Here is a 19,167-nt window from a genome sequence, read left to right as displayed (position 1 = left end):
CATGTGTGGCATCGCAGGCACGTACCGATGGCCGGACGGAAAGGTCGTCACCGACCGGCTCACCGACACCCTCGCCCACCGCGGCCCCGACGGGGCGGGCCGCTACAACCACCCCGTCGGCGACGGTGAGGTGCACCTCGGGCACCGGCGCCTCTCCATCATCGACCTGTCCGAGACCGGCGCCCAGCCGATGGTCAAGGACGGCCTGGCCCTGACGTACAACGGAGAGCTGTACAACGCGCCCGAGCTGCGGGCCGAGCTCACCGCAGCCGGGGTCGGCTTTCGCGGTACCTCCGACACCGAGGTGCTCCTGGAGGCCTGGCGGCGCTGGGGCACGGACTGCCTGCCCCGGCTGCGCGGCATGTTCGCGCTCGGGGTCTTCGACGAGCGGACCGGCGAACTGGTCCTCGCCCGCGACCAGTTGGGCATCAAGCCGCTGTTCCTGCTGCGGCGCGGCGAAGGCCTGGTGTTCGCCTCCGAGCTCAAGGCGCTCGCCACCGCCACCGGCGGGAAGCTGGAGGTGGACCACGCGGCGCTGGTGGCCTCGCTCCTCTATTACTGGGTGCCGGACACGCGCTGCGCCTACCGCGACGCGGAGAAGCTGCCGCCGGGCAGCTGGCTCAGATGCAGGCCCGACGGGCGGGTCGAGCGCGGCCGATACTGGAACCTGAAGGACGTCGCCGCCGAGGGCCGCGAACGGGCCCGCGCAGGCGACCTGCCGGACCTCGCCGCCATCGTCGAGGAGTCGACCCGCCAGCACCTGCTCTCCGACGTGCCCGTGGCGACCTTCCTCTCCGGCGGCCTCGACTCCAGCTATCTGACCGCGCTCGCGGCCCGCCACCGGCCCGGGATCTCCGCCTACACGATCGGATTCCGCGCCGAGGACGCCAAGTTCGAGGCGATGCCCGACGACCTGCGCTACGCGCGGCAGGTGGCCCAGCGGTTCGGCGTCGACCTGCACGAGATCGAGATCGCCCCGAACGTGCTCGACCTGCTGCCCGAGATGACGTACCACCTGGACGAGCCGATCGGCGACCCCGCGGCGATCAACACCTTCCTGATCTGCTCGGCCGCCCGGGAGGCCGGGGTCAAGGTGATGCTCTCCGGGATGGGCGCCGACGAGCTGTTCGCCGGGTACCGCAAGCACCTGGCCAACCTGATCGCGCTGCGCTACCAGCGCGTGCCGCGGCCGCTGCGGCGCGGGGTGTCCAGGGCCGTGGACCGGCTGCCCGTCGCCACCGCACGCCGCGGGTACCGGTCGGTGCGCTTCGCGAAGCGGTTCCTCTCCTTCGCCGATCTCCCGGAGGAGACCGCGTTCCGCCGCAGCTACACCATGTACGACAGGGACGAGCTGCTCGCGCTGATCGATCCGGACCTGGCGGGCACGGTCGACGACGTGCTGACCGAGCACGCGGACATCTACCGGGACAACGAGCTCGACGACTTCGTGAACCGCATGTGCCTCGCCGACTCCCGGATGTTCCTGCCGGGGCTCAACCTCGCCTACACCGACCGGTCGAGCATGGCCGCGTCGACGGAGGTACGGGTCCCGTACGTGGACGTCGAGGTGGTCAAGGCGGCGTTCGCCGTCCCCGGCGAGCGGAAGATCGCCGGGCGGCAGGGCAAGGCCTTCCTCAAGGAAGCGGCCACCTCGGTGCTGCCCCGGGAGATCGTCTACCGGCCCAAGGGCCTGTTCAGCGCCCCGCTGCGGGCCTGGATGAGCCGGGACCTGGCACCGCTGGTGCGCGAGGTGGTGCACGACGGCGTGCTGGTCAGCTCCGGCATCCTGCGCCGCGACGCCCTGGCGCGGATGGTCGCCGAGGACGCCGCCGGGCAGCGGGACTTCTCCAAGCATCTATGGCATGTGCTGACCCTCGAGTACTGGTATCGCGGCGCGACCTCTGGGTCCGGTCAGAGCACTCGGTAAACGGCTTAGGAATTCAGAGGAGTTCGAGTGAAGCAGGTTGTACAGAACTACAAGAGCGGCGAACTGGCGCTGCTCGACGTGCCGGTGCCGGGCTGCAAGCCGGGCGGTGTGCTGGTCCGCACCGCGTACTCGCTGATATCCACCGGGACCGAGCTCATGAAGGTCTCCGAGGCCGGCATGTCGATGGTGGGCAAGGCCCGCTCCCGCCCCGACCAGGTGGCCAAGGTCGTGCAGAGCGTGGCCACCAACGGGGTGCCCGCCACGTACCGCAAGGTGATGGGCAAGCTGGACTCCTACACGCCGCTCGGCTACTCGCTGTGCGGAGTGGTCGAGCAGGTCGGCGCCGGGATCGACGACGTGAAGGTCGGCGACCTGGTGGCCTGCGCGGGCAACGAGCACGCGCTGCACGCCGAGCTGAACTGGGTGCCGAAGAACCTCTACGCCCCGGTGCCGGAAGGCCTCCAGGCGCGCCACGCGGCCTTCGGCACCGTCGGGTCCATCGCCATGCAGGGCGTGCGCCAGGGCAAGTCGGGACTCGGCGAGGTGGCCCTGGTCATCGGCCTGGGCCTGATCGGGCAGCTGGTGGTCCAGCTCCTCGCCGCATCGGGCGTCCGCGTGGTCGGGGTCGACCCCGACCCGGCGCGCTGCGAACTCGCCGAGCGCACGGGCGCGGTGGTCTGCGGCGACCCCGAGTCGGCGGCCGTGGAGAAGTCCGTCGCCGAGCTCACCGACGGGCACGGCGTGGACCAGGTGTACCTGGCGGCGGGCGGCGGCAGCAATCAGCCCGTCGAGCTGGCCGCCCGGCTCTGCAGGGACCGCGGCCGCGTCGTCGACATCGGCAAGTGCCGCCTCGACCTGCCGTGGAACGCGTACTACGAGAAGGAACTCGACGTCCGCTTCTCCCGCAGCTACGGCCCCGGCCGCTACGACCCGGCGTACGAGCTGGAAGGGCGCGACTACCCGATCGGATACGTGCGCTGGACCGAGCGCCGCAACCTGGCCTGCTTCCTCGACCTGGTCGCCCGCGGCCGGGTCGACGTGGAGCCGCTGGTCTCCCACGTCGCCGACTTCGACGACGCCGTCGAGACCTACCGGAGCCTGAAGGACGGCGACCTGAAGGCCGTGGCCGTGCTGTTCCGCTACGCCGAACAGAAGGAGGCCGCGGAGGCCCCCGCGGTGTCGGTGACGGTGCCGACGGTGCGGCGCGGCGAGGGCGCGCCCGCCCCGTCCCGGCCCGCCAGGACGCCCGTGCGCCTCGCCTTCGTCGGCGCGGGCAACTACGCGTCGTCGATGCTCCTGCCGCACCTGGCCGACCGCGACCAGGTGGCCCTGTCGACCGTGGTCACCACGACCGCGCTGTCCGGGGCCAACGCGAAGCGGAAGTTCGGCTTCGCGGCGGCGACCACCGACCTGGACGCCGTGCTCGGCGACAAGTCCATCGACGCGGTCTTCGTGGTCACCCGACACAGCTCGCACGCCGAACTGACCCGCAAGGCGCTCCTCGCGGGCAAGACCGTGTTCGTCGAGAAGCCGCTCGCCCTCTCCGAGGACGAGCTGGCCGGGGTGCTCGCCGCGGTCGAGGAGTCCGGCAACGACCGGCTCCAGGTGGGCTTCAACCGCCGGTTCGCGCCGCTGTTGCAGGACGCCAAGGAGCGGTTCGGCGAGCGGACGGGACCGGCGAACCTCCGCTATCTGATCAACGCGGGCCGCCTGGAGCACGGCAGCTGGTACCTGCAGCAGGGCACCGAGGGCTCCCGGTTCGTCGGCGAGGGCGGCCACTTCATCGACACGGCGAGCTGGCTGCTCGGCGCCGACCCGGTCTCGGTCTACGCGGTCGACACCTCCGGCGACGAGGACCTCCAGATCGTCCTGCGCTACCCGGACGGGTCCACCGCCACCATCAGCTACGTCACCACCGGCGCGCCCAGCTTCCCCAAGGAGACGCTGGACCTGGTCGCCGACGGCAAGGTGCTGCGCCTGGACGACTTCGTCCGCGCCTCGGTCTACGGCCGCAAGCGCTGGGTCAGCTCCCGGCTGCCCAAGGCCAGGGACAAGGGCCAGAACGCCGAGCTCGCCTCGTTCATCAAGGCCGTGCGGACCGGCGGACCGATGCCCGTGCCGCTGGAGTCCCTCGTCGCCACCACCGCGGCCACCCTCGCCGTGCGGGCCGGTCTTGCCGGTGGCGCGCCGGTCACGTTGGCGGGCCCGCGATGACCATGAGCGTGGGCTGGTACCTGCGGCGCCTCTCCCGGATGGGGCCGCAGGAGGTCGCGGGCCGGGTGGGCGACGCGGTGCGCAGGCGACGGTGGCGGTCCGAGCAGCCGGACTGTCCCAGCGTGTCCGGCGCCCGGTTCACCGCGGTGCTGCCCGCCGGGACGATCGCCGCGGTGTCGCCGGAGGCCGCGAAGCGCCTCATCGCCGAGGCCGACCGGCTGATGGCCGGGCACGTGGAGTACTTCGGCGTGGTCCGCGACGACCTGGTCGACCCCGACTGGTGGTACGACCCGAAGACCGGGCGCCGGGCCCCGTGGGGCTACTCCTTCGGCCTGCCCTACCGGGACGAGGAGGCCGTCGGGGACATCAAGCAGATCTGGGAGCTGTCCCGCCACCACCACCTCACCGTGCTCGCCGCGGCCTACGCGATCACGGGGCACGAGCGGTACGCCGAGCGCGTGGCCGAGCACCTGCGGTCGTGGTGGGCGGCCAACGCGCCGCTGCGCGGGGTGCACTGGATCAGCGGCATCGAGCTGGGGATCCGGCTCCTGTCCTGGGTGTGGGTCCGCCGGCTGCTCGAAGGCTGGCAGGGCGCGGCCGAGCTGTTCGAGAAGAACCCGGTGGCGCTGAACCAGATCTGGCACCACCAGCGCTGGCTAGCCGCCTTCCCCAGCCGGGGCTCGTCGGCGAACAACCACGTCATCGCCGAGACCGCAGGGCAGTTCGCCGCGGCCTGCGCGTTCGACTGGTTCCCCGCCTCGGCCCGCTGGCGGACCGACGCGCTGCGGTCCCTCGACCGGAACCTGCGCGCCAACACCTACGGCTCGGGCCTCAACCGCGAGCTGGCCAGTGAGTACCACGGACTCGTCCTCGAACTCGGTCTGGCCGCGCTGGCCGAGGCGGACGCCGCCGACGTCCGGGTCCCCGCGACGACGCGCCTCGTGCTGCTGCGGATGGCCGACGCGCTCGCGGCCGTCGTGGACGACCGGCTGCGCCCGCCGCGCCAGGGCGACGCGGACGACGGACACGGCCTGATCCTGGACGGCGCGGGCACCGACCGCTGGGCCTCGTTGCTCGCCACCGGGGAGGCCGTGTTCGGGCGGCTCGACTGGTGGCCCGAGGTGACGGGCACCGATGTGCGCACGCCGCTGCTCGCCTCGCTCATCAGGCCGTACGGGAAGAAGGGCACCGCACCGGCCGTGGCGCGCCCGACGAGCCGGCCGGGCCACTTCGCCGACGCGGGGCTCACCATCCTGCGCGGCCCCGACAAGATCTGGTGCCGCTGCGACGGCGGCCCGCACGGCTTCCTGTCCATCGCCGCGCACGCCCACGCGGACGCGCTGTCCGTGGAGGTCAGGCACGACGGCGTCGACGTGCTCGCGGACCCGGGGACGTACTGCTATCACGGGCAGCCCGCGTGGCGGCAGTACTTCCGCTCGACCCTCGGCCACAACACCCTCGAACTGGACGGCGCCGACCAGTCGGTCTCCGGCGGCCCGTTCCTGTGGACCCGGCATGCCCGCAGCCGCGTCCTGGTCGCGGAGACGTCCGGGGACGGCGTGTCCCGCTGGTGCGCCGAGCACGACGGCTACCAGCCCTCCGTGCACCGCCGCCGGGTGGAACTGACTCCCGAAAGCCGGGAGTTGAAGGTGTGTGACGAGGTGCGGGGCGAACGGGGCGCGGTGCGCCTCGCGTTCCACCTCGGCCCGGCGATCACCGCGGAGCTCGCGGCGAACCGGGCGGTGCTGACCTGGACCAGGGACGGCGAGGACCGGTCCGCGGTGCTCGACCTGCCCGGCGAGCTGACCTGGCGTGCGCACCGCGGCGAGAGCGACCCGCCGCTCGGCTGGTACTCCGCCGGATTCGGGCGCAAGGAACCCGCCACCACGCTGGTCGGCACCGGCTTCGCCGACGGCGTGACGGGGTTCGTCACCGCGCTCAGGTTCGACGGCTAGGGGGCCTCTGGTGAACAAGTGGCGGAACTGGACCGTGCCGGCGGCGGCTTCGGCGCTCGTCCTGCTCGCGGCGACCGGGTGCGTGAGCACGTCGGACAGCCCGGCGGCGGAGTCGAAGGGCCAGCCGTCCACGTCCGCGGCCCGGTCCGTGGCGCGGATGTGCGCCAAGCCCGCGCCCGGTCCCGCGAAGGCTCCCGCGGGCGCGGTCACGGTCGACCCCGCGGTGGTGGGCGACCTGTCCGCGAAGACGAAGAAGAACCCCGCGGGCACCACGTTCTGGCTCAAGCCCGGCACGCACCGGCTCGATCCGGACCGCTACTCGCAGGTCGTCCCCAAGAAGGGCAACCGCTACATCGGCGCGCCGGGCGCGGTGTTCGACGGCCGGAAGAAGAACCAGTACGCGTTCGGCGGCGGCGCCCACGACGTGACGATCCGCTATCTGACCGTGCAGCGATTCGTCGCGCCGCCCGACGAAGGCGTGGTCAATCACGACTCCGCCGACGGCTGGGTCATCGAGCACGCCACGATCCAGCGCAACACCGGCGCGGGACTGATGGCCGGTGCCCGACAGCAGGTGCGCGCCAACTGCCTTCGTGACAACGGCCAGTACGGCATGAACGCGTACAAGTCCAAGGGCCGCATCAAGGACCTGGTGGTCGAGGGCAACGAGATCGTCGGCAACAACACCGGCGACTGGGAGCGGCGGCGCAAGGGCTGCGGCTGCACCGGAGGCGTCAAGTTCTGGGCCGTCGACGGCGCCGACGTGCGCGGCAACTGGGTGCACGACAACCGCGGCACCGGGTTGTGGGCGGACACCAACAACAACGACTTCCGCATCGAGGGCAATGTCCTGGAGGCCAACGACGGTGCCGCGCTGATCTACGAGACCAGCTACAACGCGGTCATCCGGAAGAACACGATCCGGCGGAACAACTGGGTCGAGGGCCGCAGGTACGCCGAGCGAGGCGACAACTTCCCGTTCGCGACCGTCTACGTGTCCGAGTCCGGCGGCGAACCGCGCGTCAAGGCCCGCACGGACAAGATCGAGATCTCCCGGAACGTACTGGAGAACAACTGGTCGGGGATCACCCTGTGGGAGAACGCCGACCGGTTCTGCAACAGCCCGGCCAACACCTCGTCCGGCGACTGCACCTTGCTGGTCCCTGACACCGACCGCTGCGCGAAGCCGGCCATCGCCAAGGCACCGCTCTACTCCGACTGCCGGTGGAAGACCCAGCGCGTGGACATCCACGACAACCGCTTCATCCTCGACAAGTCCGTCCTGAAGTGCACGTCGAAGTGCGACCGCATGGCGCTGCTCGCCAACTACGGCACCTACCCTGACTGGTCGCCCTACCAGGGCGAGCGGGTGGCCGAGGCGATCACGGCCAAGCAGCACAACCGCTGGCACGACAACGTCTACCTCGGACCGTGGAAGTTCGTGGCCCACGACCCGAGCCGCGTCCTGGACTTCGGACAGTGGCAGGCCACGCCGTACGACCAGGACAAGGGCAGCACCCTGCGGGCACGGGGCGGTGACTGAGATGGGCGCCGACCACACCTCCAAGCTCGTCGGGACGTCCTGGGGCCTGCTGATCCTCAACACGCTCGGCTCCGCGGGCGCCAAGACGATCGTCCCGCTGCCCCGTTCCCTCATCCAGATGGCCACCATGGGCGCGCTGGTCGCCGCGTTCGTCCTGGCGCTCGCGGCCAACCTGCGGCTGCGCATCAGACCCAGTTCCTACGTCTTCCTGCTCACCCTGCTGCTCATCCCGAGCATCATCTCCAGCGCGCACCTGGAGTCCGGCTTCGGCGCCCTGTTCCGCTGCGGCAGGCTGGCCCTGTTCGTCGCCACGCTGTGGCTGCTCAGCCGCTGGTGGGACGGCAGCCTGACGTTCGTCAGGCACCACGTCAGGGTGTACTTCGTGGTGCTCGGGACGGTCGCGGCGGGCCTGGTCATGTCACCGGGCGCGGCCATGCCCGAGCTCTACGGCGGACGTCTCGTCGGCGCGCTGTGGCCGCTCACGCCGCCGCAGATCGGCCAGTACGCCGCGGTGATCATCGGGCTCACCGTGCTGCTCCTGCTCGGCCGCAAGGTCGACCGGGGGAGCGCCGCGTTCGTCATCGTGCCCTCGCTCGTCCTGCTCGCGCTGACCCACACCCGTACGGCCACCCTCGGCCTGATCGTCGGCCTCGTGCTGGCGATCGGTTCGCTGATCCTGACCAGCGCCGCGGCCCGGCGGTTCTTCAGCTGGACGGTGCTGATCGCCGTGTTCGCGGTGGTGGCCCTCGGCCCCTTGCTCCAGGCGTGGTTCCTGCGCGGGCAGAGCAAGGAGAACTTCTCCAGCCTGACGGGACGGGCCAAGGTCTGGGACGCCCTGCTCGCGGCTCCCCGGTCGACCTCGGAGCAGCTCTTCGGCGTGGGCCTCGGCGACAAGTCCTTCGGCGGGCTGCCGATCGACAACAGCTGGCTCGCCGTCTACAACGAGCAGGGTCTGACCGGCGTCGGCCTGGTGGCGGCGATCATCGTCGTCCTCGCGGGCGTCGCGCTGCTGCGGCCCCCCTCGTTGCAGAGGGCCTGCGCGATCTTCCTGGTCAGCTACTGCGCGATCGCGTCGTACACCGAGGCGGGGCTCGGCGACGCCTCGCCCTATCTGCTCCATCTGGCGCTGGCCGCCTCGCTCCTGGCGGCGCCTGCGGAGGCCGCGCCGCTGTCCACGCCCGAAGTTCCCCGACGACGTGTCCCGCGCTGGGCCCGCAGGACGGAGGTGATGTGAGCATGCACATCCTCGTGGCGCACAACCGTTACGCCTCGGCGCAGCCGAGCGGCGAGAACAAGGTCGTCGACCAGGAAGTGGCGCTGCTGCGCGCGGCAGGACACCGGGTCGAGGTGTTCGAGCGGCGCAGCGACGACATCGCGGGCATGTCCCTCATGGACAAGGTCAAGGTGCCGCTGCTCGTGCCGTGGAACCCGTCGGTCCGCACGGAGCTCGCCGCCCGTCTGCGCGCCGAACGGCCGGACGTGGTGCACCTCCACAACGTCTTCCCGCTCCTGTCGCCCGCGGTGCTCGCGGCCTGCGCCGACGCGGGCGTGCCCGCCGTCGCCACGCTGCACAACTACACACAGATCTGCCCGCCGGGCACGCTGCAACGGGACGGCCGTCCGTGCACCGAATGCGTCGGCTCGACGGTGCCGACGCCCGCCGTCCGGCACGGCTGCTACCGCGACTCGCGCCTCGCGACCGTGCCGCTCGCGCTCAGCATGTCGGTCAACCGGCGGCGCTGGTGGTCCGGCGTGGAGCGGTTCTTCTGCATCTCCGCGGCGCAGCGCGACGTACTGGTGCGCGCGGGCATGCCCGCCGAACGCCTCGCGGTGAAGCACAACTTCGTGCCCGACCCGGACGCCCGCAGGACCGGCGAGGGCGAGCACGTGCTCTATCTCGGCCGGCTCGCGGAGACCAAGGGCGTACGGCTGCTGATGACCGCCTGGGACGAACTCGCCGCGGACGGCGGCGTGGGCGTGCCGCTCGTGATCGTCGGGACGGGACCGCTGGAGCAGGAGGTGACCGCCTGGGCGGCGGGCCGGGACGACGTCAGGTACGTCGGCCTGTACGACACGGCGGAGTGCCAGAAGGCCATCGCCGGGTCGGTCGCCGTGGTGGCTCCCTCGACGTGGCTGGAGGCGTTCGGCCTGGTGGTCGTGGAGGCGATGGCGGCCGGGGTGCCGACCGTCGCCGCCGGACACGGCGCCTTCACCGAACTCGTCGACGACGGGGTGACCGGGCTGCTGCACCGGCCCGGCGATGCCGCCTCGCTCGCGGCCCGCATACGCCGGATCGCGGTCGAAGGGGACCGCAACCGGGAGATGGGCCGGGCGGCCCGACGCCGGTACGAGCAGGGCTTCAGCCCGGCCGTCGGTCTCGAACGCCTGGTGGAGGGGTACCGCACCGCGATCGCGGTGCGGTCGGGCGGCGGGGAAGGCCCGCCGCCGGTAGGGAACAAGAGCAACGGCTCGCGGTGGGGGACCCGCGCGAGCAGGGATGGGGACAGCAGATGACTGGATGCCGACTCTGCGGCTCGGCGACGCTGGCGAGCGTCGTCGACCTGGGGGCGACCCCGCCGTGCGAGAGCTTCCTCGCCGCGGACCAACTGGACACGCCCGAGCCGGCGTACCCGCTGCACCTGCGGGTCTGCACCGACTGCTGGCTCGCGCAGATCCCGCCGCTGATCACGCCGGAGGACACGTTCAGCGAGTACGCGTACTTCTCCTCCTTCTCGACCTCCTGGGTGGAGCACGCGGGCCGGTTCGTCGCCGACGCCGCGACGCGCGTCGGGCTCGGCCCCGACTCCTTCGTGGTCGAGGTCGCGAGCAACGACGGGTACCTGCTGAAGCACGTGGTGGACCGGGGGATCCGCTGCCTGGGCGTCGAGCCTTCGGTGAACGTCGGCGCGGCGGCGCGGGAGGCGGGCGTGCCCACGCTCACCGAGTTCCTGAGCCCGGACACGGGTGCGGCCGTCCGCGCCGAGCACGGCCCGGCCGACCTGGTCGTGGCCAACAACGTGTACGCGCACATCCCCGACGTGGTCGGCTTCACCCAGGGCCTGCGCGCCCTGGTGGCCGACGACGGCTGGGTCTCCATCGAGGTGCAGCACCTGCTGACCCTGATCGAGGAGAACCAGTACGACACGATCTACCACGAGCACTTCCAGTACTACACCGTCGCCTCCGCGATCCGGGCGCTCGCCAGCGGCGGACTCGCCCTCGTGGACGTCGAGTTGCTGCCCACGCACGGCGGCTCCATCCGGCTGTGGGCACGGCCCGCCGAGATCGCCGGCGAGCCCACGCAGCGCGTGTCCGACGTCCTCGCCAGGGAGAAGGCCGCCGGGCTGCAGGAGCTCTCCGGGTACACCGAGTTCTCCGCCCGGGTGGCCAAGGTGCGCAGGGACCTCCTGAAGTTCCTCATCACGGCGGCCGAGAACGGCGAGACGGTCGTCGGCTACGGCGCCCCCGGCAAGGGCAACACCCTGCTCAACCACTGCGGCATCCGGCCCGACCTGCTCGCGTACACGGTCGACCGCAACCCGTACAAGCACGGCCGCTACACCCCGGGCACCCGCATCCCGATCCTGCCGCCCGAGCAGATCGCGACCGACCGCCCCGACTACGTGCTCGTCCTGCCGTGGAACCTGCGGGCCGAGCTCGTCGAGCAGCTGTCCTTCGTGCACGAGTGGGGCGGCCGCCTTGTCTTCCCCATCCCGGAACTGAGCATTGTCGAGGTCAAGTCATGAAGGTCGTCCTGTTCTGCGGCGGTTACGGGATGCGCATGCGCAACGGAACCTCCGACGACGTGCCCAAGCCGATGGCGATGGTCGGCCCGCGCCCCCTGATCTGGCACGTCATGCGCTACTACGCGCACTTCGGGCACAAGGAGTTCATCCTGTGCCTCGGGTACGGCGCCCACCACATCAAGAACTTCTTCCTCAACTACGAGGAGACGACGTCCAACGACTTCGTGCTGCGGGGCGGCAAGACCGAACTCCTCTCCACCGACATAGCCGACTGGACGATCACCTTCGCGCAGACCGGCATCGAGTCGCCCATCGGCGAGCGGCTGCGCCGGGTGCGCCACCACCTGGACGGCGACGAGATGTTCCTCGCCAACTACGCCGACGTGCTGACCGACGCCCCGCTGCCCGACATGATCGACTCCTTCGCCGCGCGTGACGCGGGCGCGTCGATGATGGTGGTGCCCCCGCAGTCCTCCTTCCACTGCGTGGAGTTGGGCGAGGACGGCATGGTGGGCGGCATCACCGCGGTGAGCGACATGCCGCTGTGGGAGAACGGCGGCTACTTCGTGCTCCGCCAGGAAGTCTTCGACCACATACCGGAGAACGGTGACCTGGTCGCCGACGGCTGCGGTCAACTGGCCAAGCGCGGCCGCCTCGTGGCGCACCAGCACCGTGGCTTCTGGAAGCCGACCGACACGGTGAAGGAGCGGGCCGCGCTCGACGAGGCGTATGCACGGGGAGAGCGCCCCTGGGCCGTGTGGGAGCGGGACGGCGTCACCGTGGGGTCCGCGTGATCGGCCTCGGGGCCGGACCCCTGAACCGGCTCGTCGCGGTGGGCGCGCACTGCGACGACATCGCCATCGGCGCGGGCGGCACGCTGCTCACCGCGTGCCTGGCACGGCCGGGCATCCGCGTCGACGCGCTGGTGCTCTCCGGCGGTGGCGGCGAGCGGGAGCAGGAGGAGCGGGCCGCGCTCGCCGCCTTCTGTCCGGGCGCCGACCTGCGCCTGACCGTGCTCAAACTGCCGGACGGCCGGCTGCCCGCGCACTGGGAAGAGGCCAAGACCGCGGTCGAGGAGCTGCGCGAGCGGACCGACCCGGACCTCGTGCTCGCCCCGCGCACCGACGACGCGCACCAGGACCACCGGGGCCTCGCGCAGTTGATGCCCACCGCGTTCCGCGACCACCTCGTGCTCGGCTACGAGATCGTCAAGTGGGACGGCGATCTCGGCCGTCCCACGGCGTACCAGCCGCTCACACCGGAGATCGCCGAACAGAAGGTCCGGCTGCTGCAGGAGCACTACCCCTCGCAGCGGCACAGGCCCTGGTACGACAGGGAAGCCTTCATCGGCCTCGCGCGGATCCGCGGCATCGAATGCCACGCGCGCTACGCCGAGGCCTTCGCAGCCACCAAAATCACTCTCAACCTGGGGAACTGAACCATGCGCGTACTGCTGACCGGGCACCAGGGCTACCTGGGCACCGTCATGGCCCCGGTCCTCACGGCCGCCGGACACGAAGTCGTCGGCCTTGACTCCGGCCTGTTCGCCGACTGCGTCCTCGGCCCGGCCCCCGCGGACCCGCCGGGACCGCGCGTGGACCTGCGCGACGTCACGGCCGAACACGTGGCGGGCGTGGACGCCGTGATCCACCTGGCCGCGCTCTCCAACGACCCGCTGGGATCGCTCGCGCCGGAGCTCACCTACGACATCAACCACCACGCGTCCGTACGCCTGGCCCGGCTGGCCCGCGAAGCCGGCGTCAAGCGGTTCCTGTACGCGTCGACCTGCTCCGTCTACGGCGCGGCGGGTGGCGACGAGCTGGTGACCGAGGACGCGCCGCTGCGCCCCGTGACCCCGTACGCGGAGTCCAAGGTGCGGGTGGAGGACGACCTGCACGCCCTGGCCGACGACGACTTCACCCCGGTGTACATGCGCAACGCCACCGCCTTCGGCTACTCGCCGCGGCTGCGCGCCGACATCGTCCTGAACAACCTCGTGGGCCACGCGCTGCTCTCCGGCGAGGTGCTCGTGCTCTCCGACGGCACCCCCTGGCGCCCGCTGGTGCACGCCGCCGACATCGCGGCGGCCTTCACGGCCGCGCTGAGCGCGCCGCGCGAGGCCGTGCACGACCGGCCGTTCAACATCGGCAGCGAGACCAACAACGTCACCGTCGCCGAGATCGCCGAGCAGGTCGCCGACGCGGTCCCCGGCGCCAAGGTGCGGATCACCGGCGAGAACGGCGCCGACCCGCGCTCCTACCGGGTGGACTTCGCCCGCTTCCGCGCCGCGATACCCGGCTTCGCCTGCGAGTGGACCGTCAAGCGCGGCGCGCTCGAACTCGCCGAGGCCTACCAGAAGCACGGGCTGACCAAGGAGAGCTTCGAGCAGCGCTTCACCCGCCTCGCCGTGCTGCGCGCCGGGTCCGAGTCCGGCGCCGTCGACGACACCCTGCGGTGGCGCCGATGACCACCCCGGGCGCGGAGATGCACGCCCTGGTGGAGCGGCTGTACCCGCTCTGCCGGAGCATCACGGGCGACGGCGTGCGCGCGACCCTGGAGATCGTCGACGAGTACGTTCCGCTGCAGGTGCACGAGGTACCGACCGGGACGCAGGTGCTCGACTGGACGGTGCCGCAGGAGTGGAACATCCGCGACGCATACATCGCCGACAGCGCGGGCCGTCGCGTCGTCGACTTCGCCGCGTCCAGCCTCCACGTGCTCGGCTACAGCGTCCCGGTGGCGCGCACCATGCCGCTCGCCGAGCTGCGCGCACACCTGCACACCCTGCCGGACCAGCCGGACTGGGTGCCGTACCGCACCAGTTACTACAAGCCGGAATGGGGATTCTGCCTCTCCCAGAACACCTTGGACGCGCTGCCCGACGGCGACTACGAGGTGCGGATCGACTCCACGCTCGCCGACGGCCACCTCACCTACGCCGAGCACGTGGTCCCCGGCCAGGTGCCCGACGAGGTGATCGTCTCCTGCCACGTCTGCCACCCGTCGCTGGCCAACGACAACCTGGCCGGCGTCGCGGTGGCGACGTTCCTGGCCAAGGCGCTCGCGGAGCGGAACCCTTACTACACCTACCGGTTCATCTTCGCGCCCGGCACCATCGGGGCGATCACCTGGCTGGCCCGCAACGCGGAGCGGGTCGACATGGTCAAGCACGGCCTCGTGCTGGCCTGCGCCGGGGACTCGGGCCACCTGACGTACAAACAGAGCAGACGCGGCGACGCGGAGATCGACCGGGTGCTGCGGCACGTCCTCACCGCCTCCGAACGCCCGCACGACGTCACCGAGTTCACTCCGTACGGCTACGACGAGCGACAGTACTGCTCGCCCGGGTTCAACCTCGGAGTGGGCTCGCTCAGCCGGACCCCGTACGCCGGATATCCCGAGTACCACACCTCGGCGGACAACCCGGACTTCGTCTCGCCCGAGGCGATGGAGGACACCCTCGCGGTCTGCCGTGAGGCGTTCGCCGTGCTCGACCGCAACCGGAGCTACGTCAACCTCAGCCCGTACGGCGAACCACAGCTGGGCAGGCGCGGGTTGTACGAGTCGCTCGGCGGCCGCAGCGACGCGAAGGAGGCCCAGATGGCCATGCTCTGGGTGCTGAGCCTGTCCGACGGCGAGCACGGTCTGCTGGACGTCGCCCAGCGGGCCGGGCTGCCGTTCGACACCGTCGCCGCCGCGGCGGACGCCCTGGTCGCCGCCGGACTGATCAAGGCATGACGCCGATGACCACCGAGGGGGAGAAGACGACGACACCCGGCAGGCCCGCGCGGCGGGCCGTGCTCGGCCGGCTGTCCTGGGGCCTTGCCGACCAGGCGGCCTCCAGCATCTCCAACTTCGCGGTGGGCATCTACGTCGCCCGCTCGCTGGGGCTGACCGCGTTCGGCGTGTTCAGCCTGGCCTGGGTGACCTACGGCGTGGTGCTCAGCGTCTCCCGCGGCCTGGCCACCGACCCGCTCGTGGTGCGCTTCAGCGGGGTGTCCGACGCGTCGTGGCGCGGCGCGGTGGCCCGCTCATCGGGCACCGCGCTCGGCGTCGGCACCGTCATCGGCGCGGCCTGCCTGGTGGTCGGCATCGCCGTCGGCGGGCACGTCGGTCCCGCGTTCGCCTGCCTGGGCGTCATGCTGCCGGGCCTGCTGCTCCAGGACGCCTGGCGGTACGCGTTCTTCGCCGCGGGCACCGGACGCAAGGCGTTCGTCAACGACCTGGTCTGGGGCGTCGCGCTCGTCCCCGCCATGGTCGTGGCGGCCCGCGTGGGCACCGTCGCCGCCTTCGTGCTCGCCTGGGGCGTGTCCGCCGCGGTGGCCGCGGCGTACGGCTGTTTCCAGTCCGGCATCAGGCCCCGGCTGACCGGCGCGCGCGAGTGGCTGCGCGCGCACCGCGACCTCGGCTACCGCTACCTGGTCGAGAACGTCGGCGTCAGCGGCGCCAGCCAGCTGCGGGCCTACGGGCTCGGCGCGATCGTCGGGGTCAGCGCGGTCGGCGTGGTCCGCGGCGCCGAACTCCTGCTCGGCCCGTTCATGGCCGTGCTGATGGGCCTCTCGCTGGTCACCGTCGCGGAGGCGGCCCGGGTGGTGCGGCAGGCCCCGGACCGGCTCGGAAAGTTCTGCCTCCTCCTCGGCGGCGTGCAGGCCGTCGCCGCGCTGCTCTGGGGCGCGGCGCTGCTCCTCATGCCGGACCGGCTCGGCGAGCTCGTGCTCGGCGACGTCTGGAGCGCCGCCTCCGAGCTCATCGTGCCGGTCACGCTCGGCGTCGCGGGCGCCGGGATCGGCACCGGCGCGGCCGCCGGACTGCGCGCGCTCGCCGCGGCCCGGCGCAGCCTGCGCTGCCAGCTGTTCGCCTCCACCTGCTACGTCATCGGCGGTCTCGGCGGGGCGGCCGCGGGCGGCACGGTCGGCTCGGCCTGGGGCGTCGCCACCGCGACCCTCTGCGGCTCCGCCGTGTGGTGGCTCCAGCTGCGCTCCGCCCTGCGCGAGCGCCACCAGAACCCCATTCCCGAAGTGAGGACCACATGACCGCCCAACCCAGGCTGAGCATCGGCCTGCCCGTGTACAACGGCGAGGAGTACCTGGCCGAGTCGCTCGACGCGCTGCTCGGCCAGACGTACGAGGACTACGAGCTGGTCATCTCCGACAACGCCTCGACCGACGGGACGCAGGACATCTGCCGCAAGTACGCGGCGCAGGACTCGCGCATCCGCTACGTCCGCCTGCTCCGGAACATCGGCGCGGCGCCGAACCACAACTACGTGTTCACCCAGTGCCGCGGCGAGCTGTTCAAGTGGGCCTCGCACGACGACCTGTACGCCCGGGACCTGCTGCGCCGCTGCGTCGATGCGCTCGACGAACGCCCCGAGGTGGTCCTCGCCCACTCCGACCAGGCGGTCATCGACGGCGAAGGCCAGGTGAAGGTCCCCTACGAGTACGGGATCGCCACCGACCTGCCACACGCGCCCGACCGCTTCCGCAGCTTCCTGTTCGAGCCCGGCGGCGACGACTTCTACGGGGTGATGCGGGCCGACATGCTGCGCAAGGTGAAGCCGCACGACAGCTACCACCACGCGGACCGCACCTTCGTCGCCGAGATCGTCCTGCACGGGCCCTTCCACCAGGTGCCCGAGCTGCTGTACTTCCGCCGAGACCACCCCACCCGCGCCGAGCGCGCGAACCCGTCCAAGCGCTCCCGGTGCGTCAACCTGGACCCGCGCAGGGCGGGCCCGCTGCACCCGACGCCCCGGCTGCTCGCCGAGTACGTCTGGGGCTTCGCGTCGGCGATCCAGCGGGCGCCACTGTCCGCCGCCGACCGGCGCGCCTGCTACCGCCACCTGAGCGCCTGGATGACCAGCAGGGTCCGTCCCGGCGCCGGTGAGCGGGTCGAGGACCGCGCCCCGGTCGACCCGGCACGGCTCACCGTCTCCGTCGACGACCTCGTCGCCGGACGCGAGGGCCGCGGGGGGAGGCAGGCATGACGTCCGCGGACCAGAAGCCGGTGCGGGTCGGGGTGTTCGGCCTGCTCGGCTCCGGCAACCTCGGCAACGACGGTTCGCTGGAGGCCGTCCTCGGCTACCTCCGCGCCGACCATCCGAAGGCGGTGGTGGACGCGCTGTGCGGCGGCCCCGAGACCGTCGCGGCCCGGTACCGGATCCCGGCCACCCGGTTGCACTGGTACCGGGGGGAGTACCGGACCGCGTCACGCGCGGGCGCCATCGTGGGCAAGGGGCTCGGCAAACTCGTCGACGTCGCCCGCACCGCGGCGTGGGTGCGCCGGCACGACGTGGTGATCGTCCCCGGCATGGGCGTCCTGGAGGCCACGCTGCCGCTGCGGCCGTGGGGCTTTCCGTACTCCCTGTTCCTGCTCTGCGCGAGCGGGCGGCTGTTCGGCACGCCGGTCGCGCTGGTCGGCGTCGGCGCCGCCCCGATCGGCGACCGGCCGACCCGGGCCCTGGTCCGCTGGTCGGCGCGGCTCGCCGCCTACCGTTCGTACCGGGACGCCCTGTCCCGCGACGCGATGCGGTCGATGGGCGTGGACACCGTGCGCGACGAGGTCTACCCCGACCTCGCGTTCGCCCTGCCGACGCCCCCAGCGACCGGCCCCGCGGAGTCGAAGGGCCCTGTCTGCGTCGGCGTCATGGACTTCCACGGCGGCAACGACGACCGGGCCAGGGCGGAGGAGATCCACCGGCGCTATCTGGACGGCACGACCCGGTTCGTGCGCGCCCTGGTCGAGGACGGCAGGCAGGTCCGGCTGCTGACCGGCGACCAGTGCGACGCCTCGGTGGTCGACGCGATCCTCGACGCGGTGGACTCACCGCTGGTCACCGCGTCCGACGCGGCCTCGCTCGCCGACCTGATGAGGGAGACGGCGGCCGCCGACAGCGTGGTGGCGACCCGCTATCACAACCTGGTCTGCGCCCTGAAGGCCGGCACACCGACGCTCGCCCTCAGCTACGCGGCCAAGAGCGACGCGCTCATGGACCGGATGGGCCTCGGGGCCTACCGCCACCCGGCCCGCGAGGTCGACGCCGACCGACTGCTGGAGCAGTTCCGGGAGCTGGAGCGCGATGCGGCCGAGCTGCGCCGGACCCTCGCCGAGCGCAATCTCGTCGCGTCCCGGCAACTCGCCCGACAATTCGACGACTTGACGGCCGCCCTGTTCCCGGCGGCCGAGCACACCCACGAACACGCCCTGCGGGAGACCTCATGAAAGCCACCGAAGTCGCGGCGATCGACGGCGCGTACCTCTTCGAGCCGACGCCGTACGCCGACGAGCGCGGCTTCTTCTGCCGCACCTTCGACGCCGACGTGGTCCGCGCGGTGGGCCTGGACCCGAACGCCTTCATCCAGGACAGCGTGTCCCGCTCGGTCCGCGGCGTGCTGCGCGGGCTGCACCTGCGCTCCGGCGCGGGCGAGGCGAAGCTGGTGCGGTGCTCGTACGGGAAGATCTTCGACGTCGTCGTGGACCTGCGGACGGACTCACCGACCTACCGCAACGTGGCCACCTTCGAACTGTCCGGCGAGACGCAGACGACCCTGTACATCCCCGCGGGGTGCGCGCACGGCTTCCAGGCGCTGACCGAGACCGCCGACACCTCGTACCGGATCGACCGCCCGCACGACCCCGCCGAGGACGTGACGATCGCCTTCGACGACCCGGAACTCGCCATCGCCTGGCCGCTGCCGGCCACCTCGATGTCCCAGCGGGACCGGCAGGCGCCGAGCCTCGCCGAGGTCCTGAAGCAGAAGTCCTGAAGCACAGAGAGAGTTG

General features: G+C 71.9%; 15 protein-coding genes. All 15 read left to right on the top strand.

Going from position 1 to position 19,167, the window contains the following annotated elements; translation table 11 throughout:
* Position 1 precedes the first annotated feature (1 nt).
* Genes asnB through rfbC form a run of 15 tightly spaced genes read left to right on the top strand, consistent with a single transcriptional unit; the run spans position 2 to position 19,151 of the window.
* Positions 2-1,927, top strand: a complete 1,926-nt coding sequence (gene asnB, locus ACIO9J_RS00235; protein WP_401990055.1) for an asparagine synthase (glutamine-hydrolyzing) — start codon at positions 2-4, stop codon at positions 1,925-1,927.
* Positions 1,928-1,954: 27 nt separating this feature from the next.
* On the top strand, positions 1,955-4,141 hold the full coding sequence (locus ACIO9J_RS00230; protein WP_401990052.1) for a bi-domain-containing oxidoreductase: 2,187 nt from the start codon (positions 1,955-1,957) through the stop codon (positions 4,139-4,141).
* Positions 4,138-6,096 (top strand): alginate lyase family protein, encoded by a 1,959-nt coding sequence (locus ACIO9J_RS00225; protein ID WP_401990050.1) that lies wholly within the window; start codon positions 4,138-4,140, stop codon positions 6,094-6,096. Before ACIO9J_RS00230 ends, ACIO9J_RS00225 begins: the two co-directional genes overlap by 4 nt.
* A 10-nt stretch (positions 6,097-6,106) precedes the next feature.
* Positions 6,107-7,639, top strand: a complete 1,533-nt coding sequence (locus ACIO9J_RS00220; RefSeq protein ID WP_401990048.1) for a right-handed parallel beta-helix repeat-containing protein — start codon at positions 6,107-6,109, stop codon at positions 7,637-7,639.
* 1 nt (position 7,640) lies between these two features.
* Positions 7,641-8,873, top strand: coding sequence for an O-antigen ligase domain-containing protein (locus ACIO9J_RS00215; RefSeq protein ID WP_401992961.1), 1,233 nt, complete (start codon positions 7,641-7,643; stop codon positions 8,871-8,873).
* Between the two features lie 2 nt (positions 8,874-8,875).
* Positions 8,876-10,153: a glycosyltransferase gene (locus ACIO9J_RS00210; protein WP_401992958.1), complete on the top strand. Its 1,278-nt coding sequence runs from the start codon at positions 8,876-8,878 to the stop codon at positions 10,151-10,153.
* Complete coding sequence (locus tag ACIO9J_RS00205; protein WP_401990045.1) at positions 10,150-11,385, top strand: methyltransferase domain-containing protein; 1,236 nt, start codon at positions 10,150-10,152, stop codon at positions 11,383-11,385. The genes ACIO9J_RS00210 and ACIO9J_RS00205 overlap by 4 nt, the downstream gene beginning before the upstream one ends.
* The gene (locus ACIO9J_RS00200) at positions 11,382-12,179 is read left to right on the top strand and encodes a glucose-1-phosphate cytidylyltransferase (protein ID WP_401990042.1); all 798 of its coding nucleotides are present in this window, start codon (positions 11,382-11,384) and stop codon (positions 12,177-12,179) included. The genes ACIO9J_RS00205 and ACIO9J_RS00200 overlap by 4 nt, the downstream gene beginning before the upstream one ends.
* The gene (locus ACIO9J_RS00195; RefSeq protein WP_401990039.1) at positions 12,176-12,823 is read left to right on the top strand and encodes a PIG-L deacetylase family protein; all 648 of its coding nucleotides are present in this window, start codon (positions 12,176-12,178) and stop codon (positions 12,821-12,823) included. The genes ACIO9J_RS00200 and ACIO9J_RS00195 overlap by 4 nt, the downstream gene beginning before the upstream one ends.
* A gap of 3 nt (positions 12,824-12,826) precedes the next feature.
* A complete protein-coding gene (locus ACIO9J_RS00190) occupies positions 12,827-13,852 on the top strand; it encodes an NAD-dependent epimerase/dehydratase family protein (protein WP_401990036.1) in 1,026 nt (341 codons plus the stop codon).
* Entirely contained in the window at positions 13,840-15,123 is a 1,284-nt protein-coding gene (locus ACIO9J_RS00185) for a DUF4910 domain-containing protein (RefSeq protein ID WP_401990033.1), read from the top strand. The genes ACIO9J_RS00190 and ACIO9J_RS00185 overlap by 13 nt, the downstream gene beginning before the upstream one ends.
* Before the next feature lie 5 nt (positions 15,124-15,128).
* Positions 15,129-16,418, top strand: coding sequence for a hypothetical protein (locus ACIO9J_RS00180; RefSeq protein WP_401992955.1), 1,290 nt, complete (start codon positions 15,129-15,131; stop codon positions 16,416-16,418).
* Entirely contained in the window at positions 16,415-17,371 is a 957-nt protein-coding gene (locus ACIO9J_RS00175; RefSeq protein WP_401990030.1) for a glycosyltransferase family 2 protein, read from the top strand. The genes ACIO9J_RS00180 and ACIO9J_RS00175 overlap by 4 nt, the downstream gene beginning before the upstream one ends.
* Positions 17,368-18,606, top strand: a complete 1,239-nt coding sequence (locus ACIO9J_RS00170; protein ID WP_401990027.1) for a polysaccharide pyruvyl transferase family protein — start codon at positions 17,368-17,370, stop codon at positions 18,604-18,606. The genes ACIO9J_RS00175 and ACIO9J_RS00170 overlap by 4 nt, the downstream gene beginning before the upstream one ends.
* A complete protein-coding gene (gene rfbC / locus ACIO9J_RS00165) occupies positions 18,603-19,151 on the top strand; it encodes a dTDP-4-dehydrorhamnose 3,5-epimerase (protein WP_401990024.1) in 549 nt (182 codons plus the stop codon). Before ACIO9J_RS00170 ends, rfbC begins: the two co-directional genes overlap by 4 nt.
* The last annotated feature ends 16 nt before the right edge of the window (positions 19,152-19,167 follow it).

Origin of the sequence: Streptomyces sp. NPDC087300, from assembly GCF_044744425.1 — a bacterium.
Classification (GTDB): Bacteria; Actinomycetota; Actinomycetes; order Streptomycetales; family Streptomycetaceae; genus Streptomyces.
This window is presented reverse-complemented; position numbering and strand designations above follow the sequence as displayed.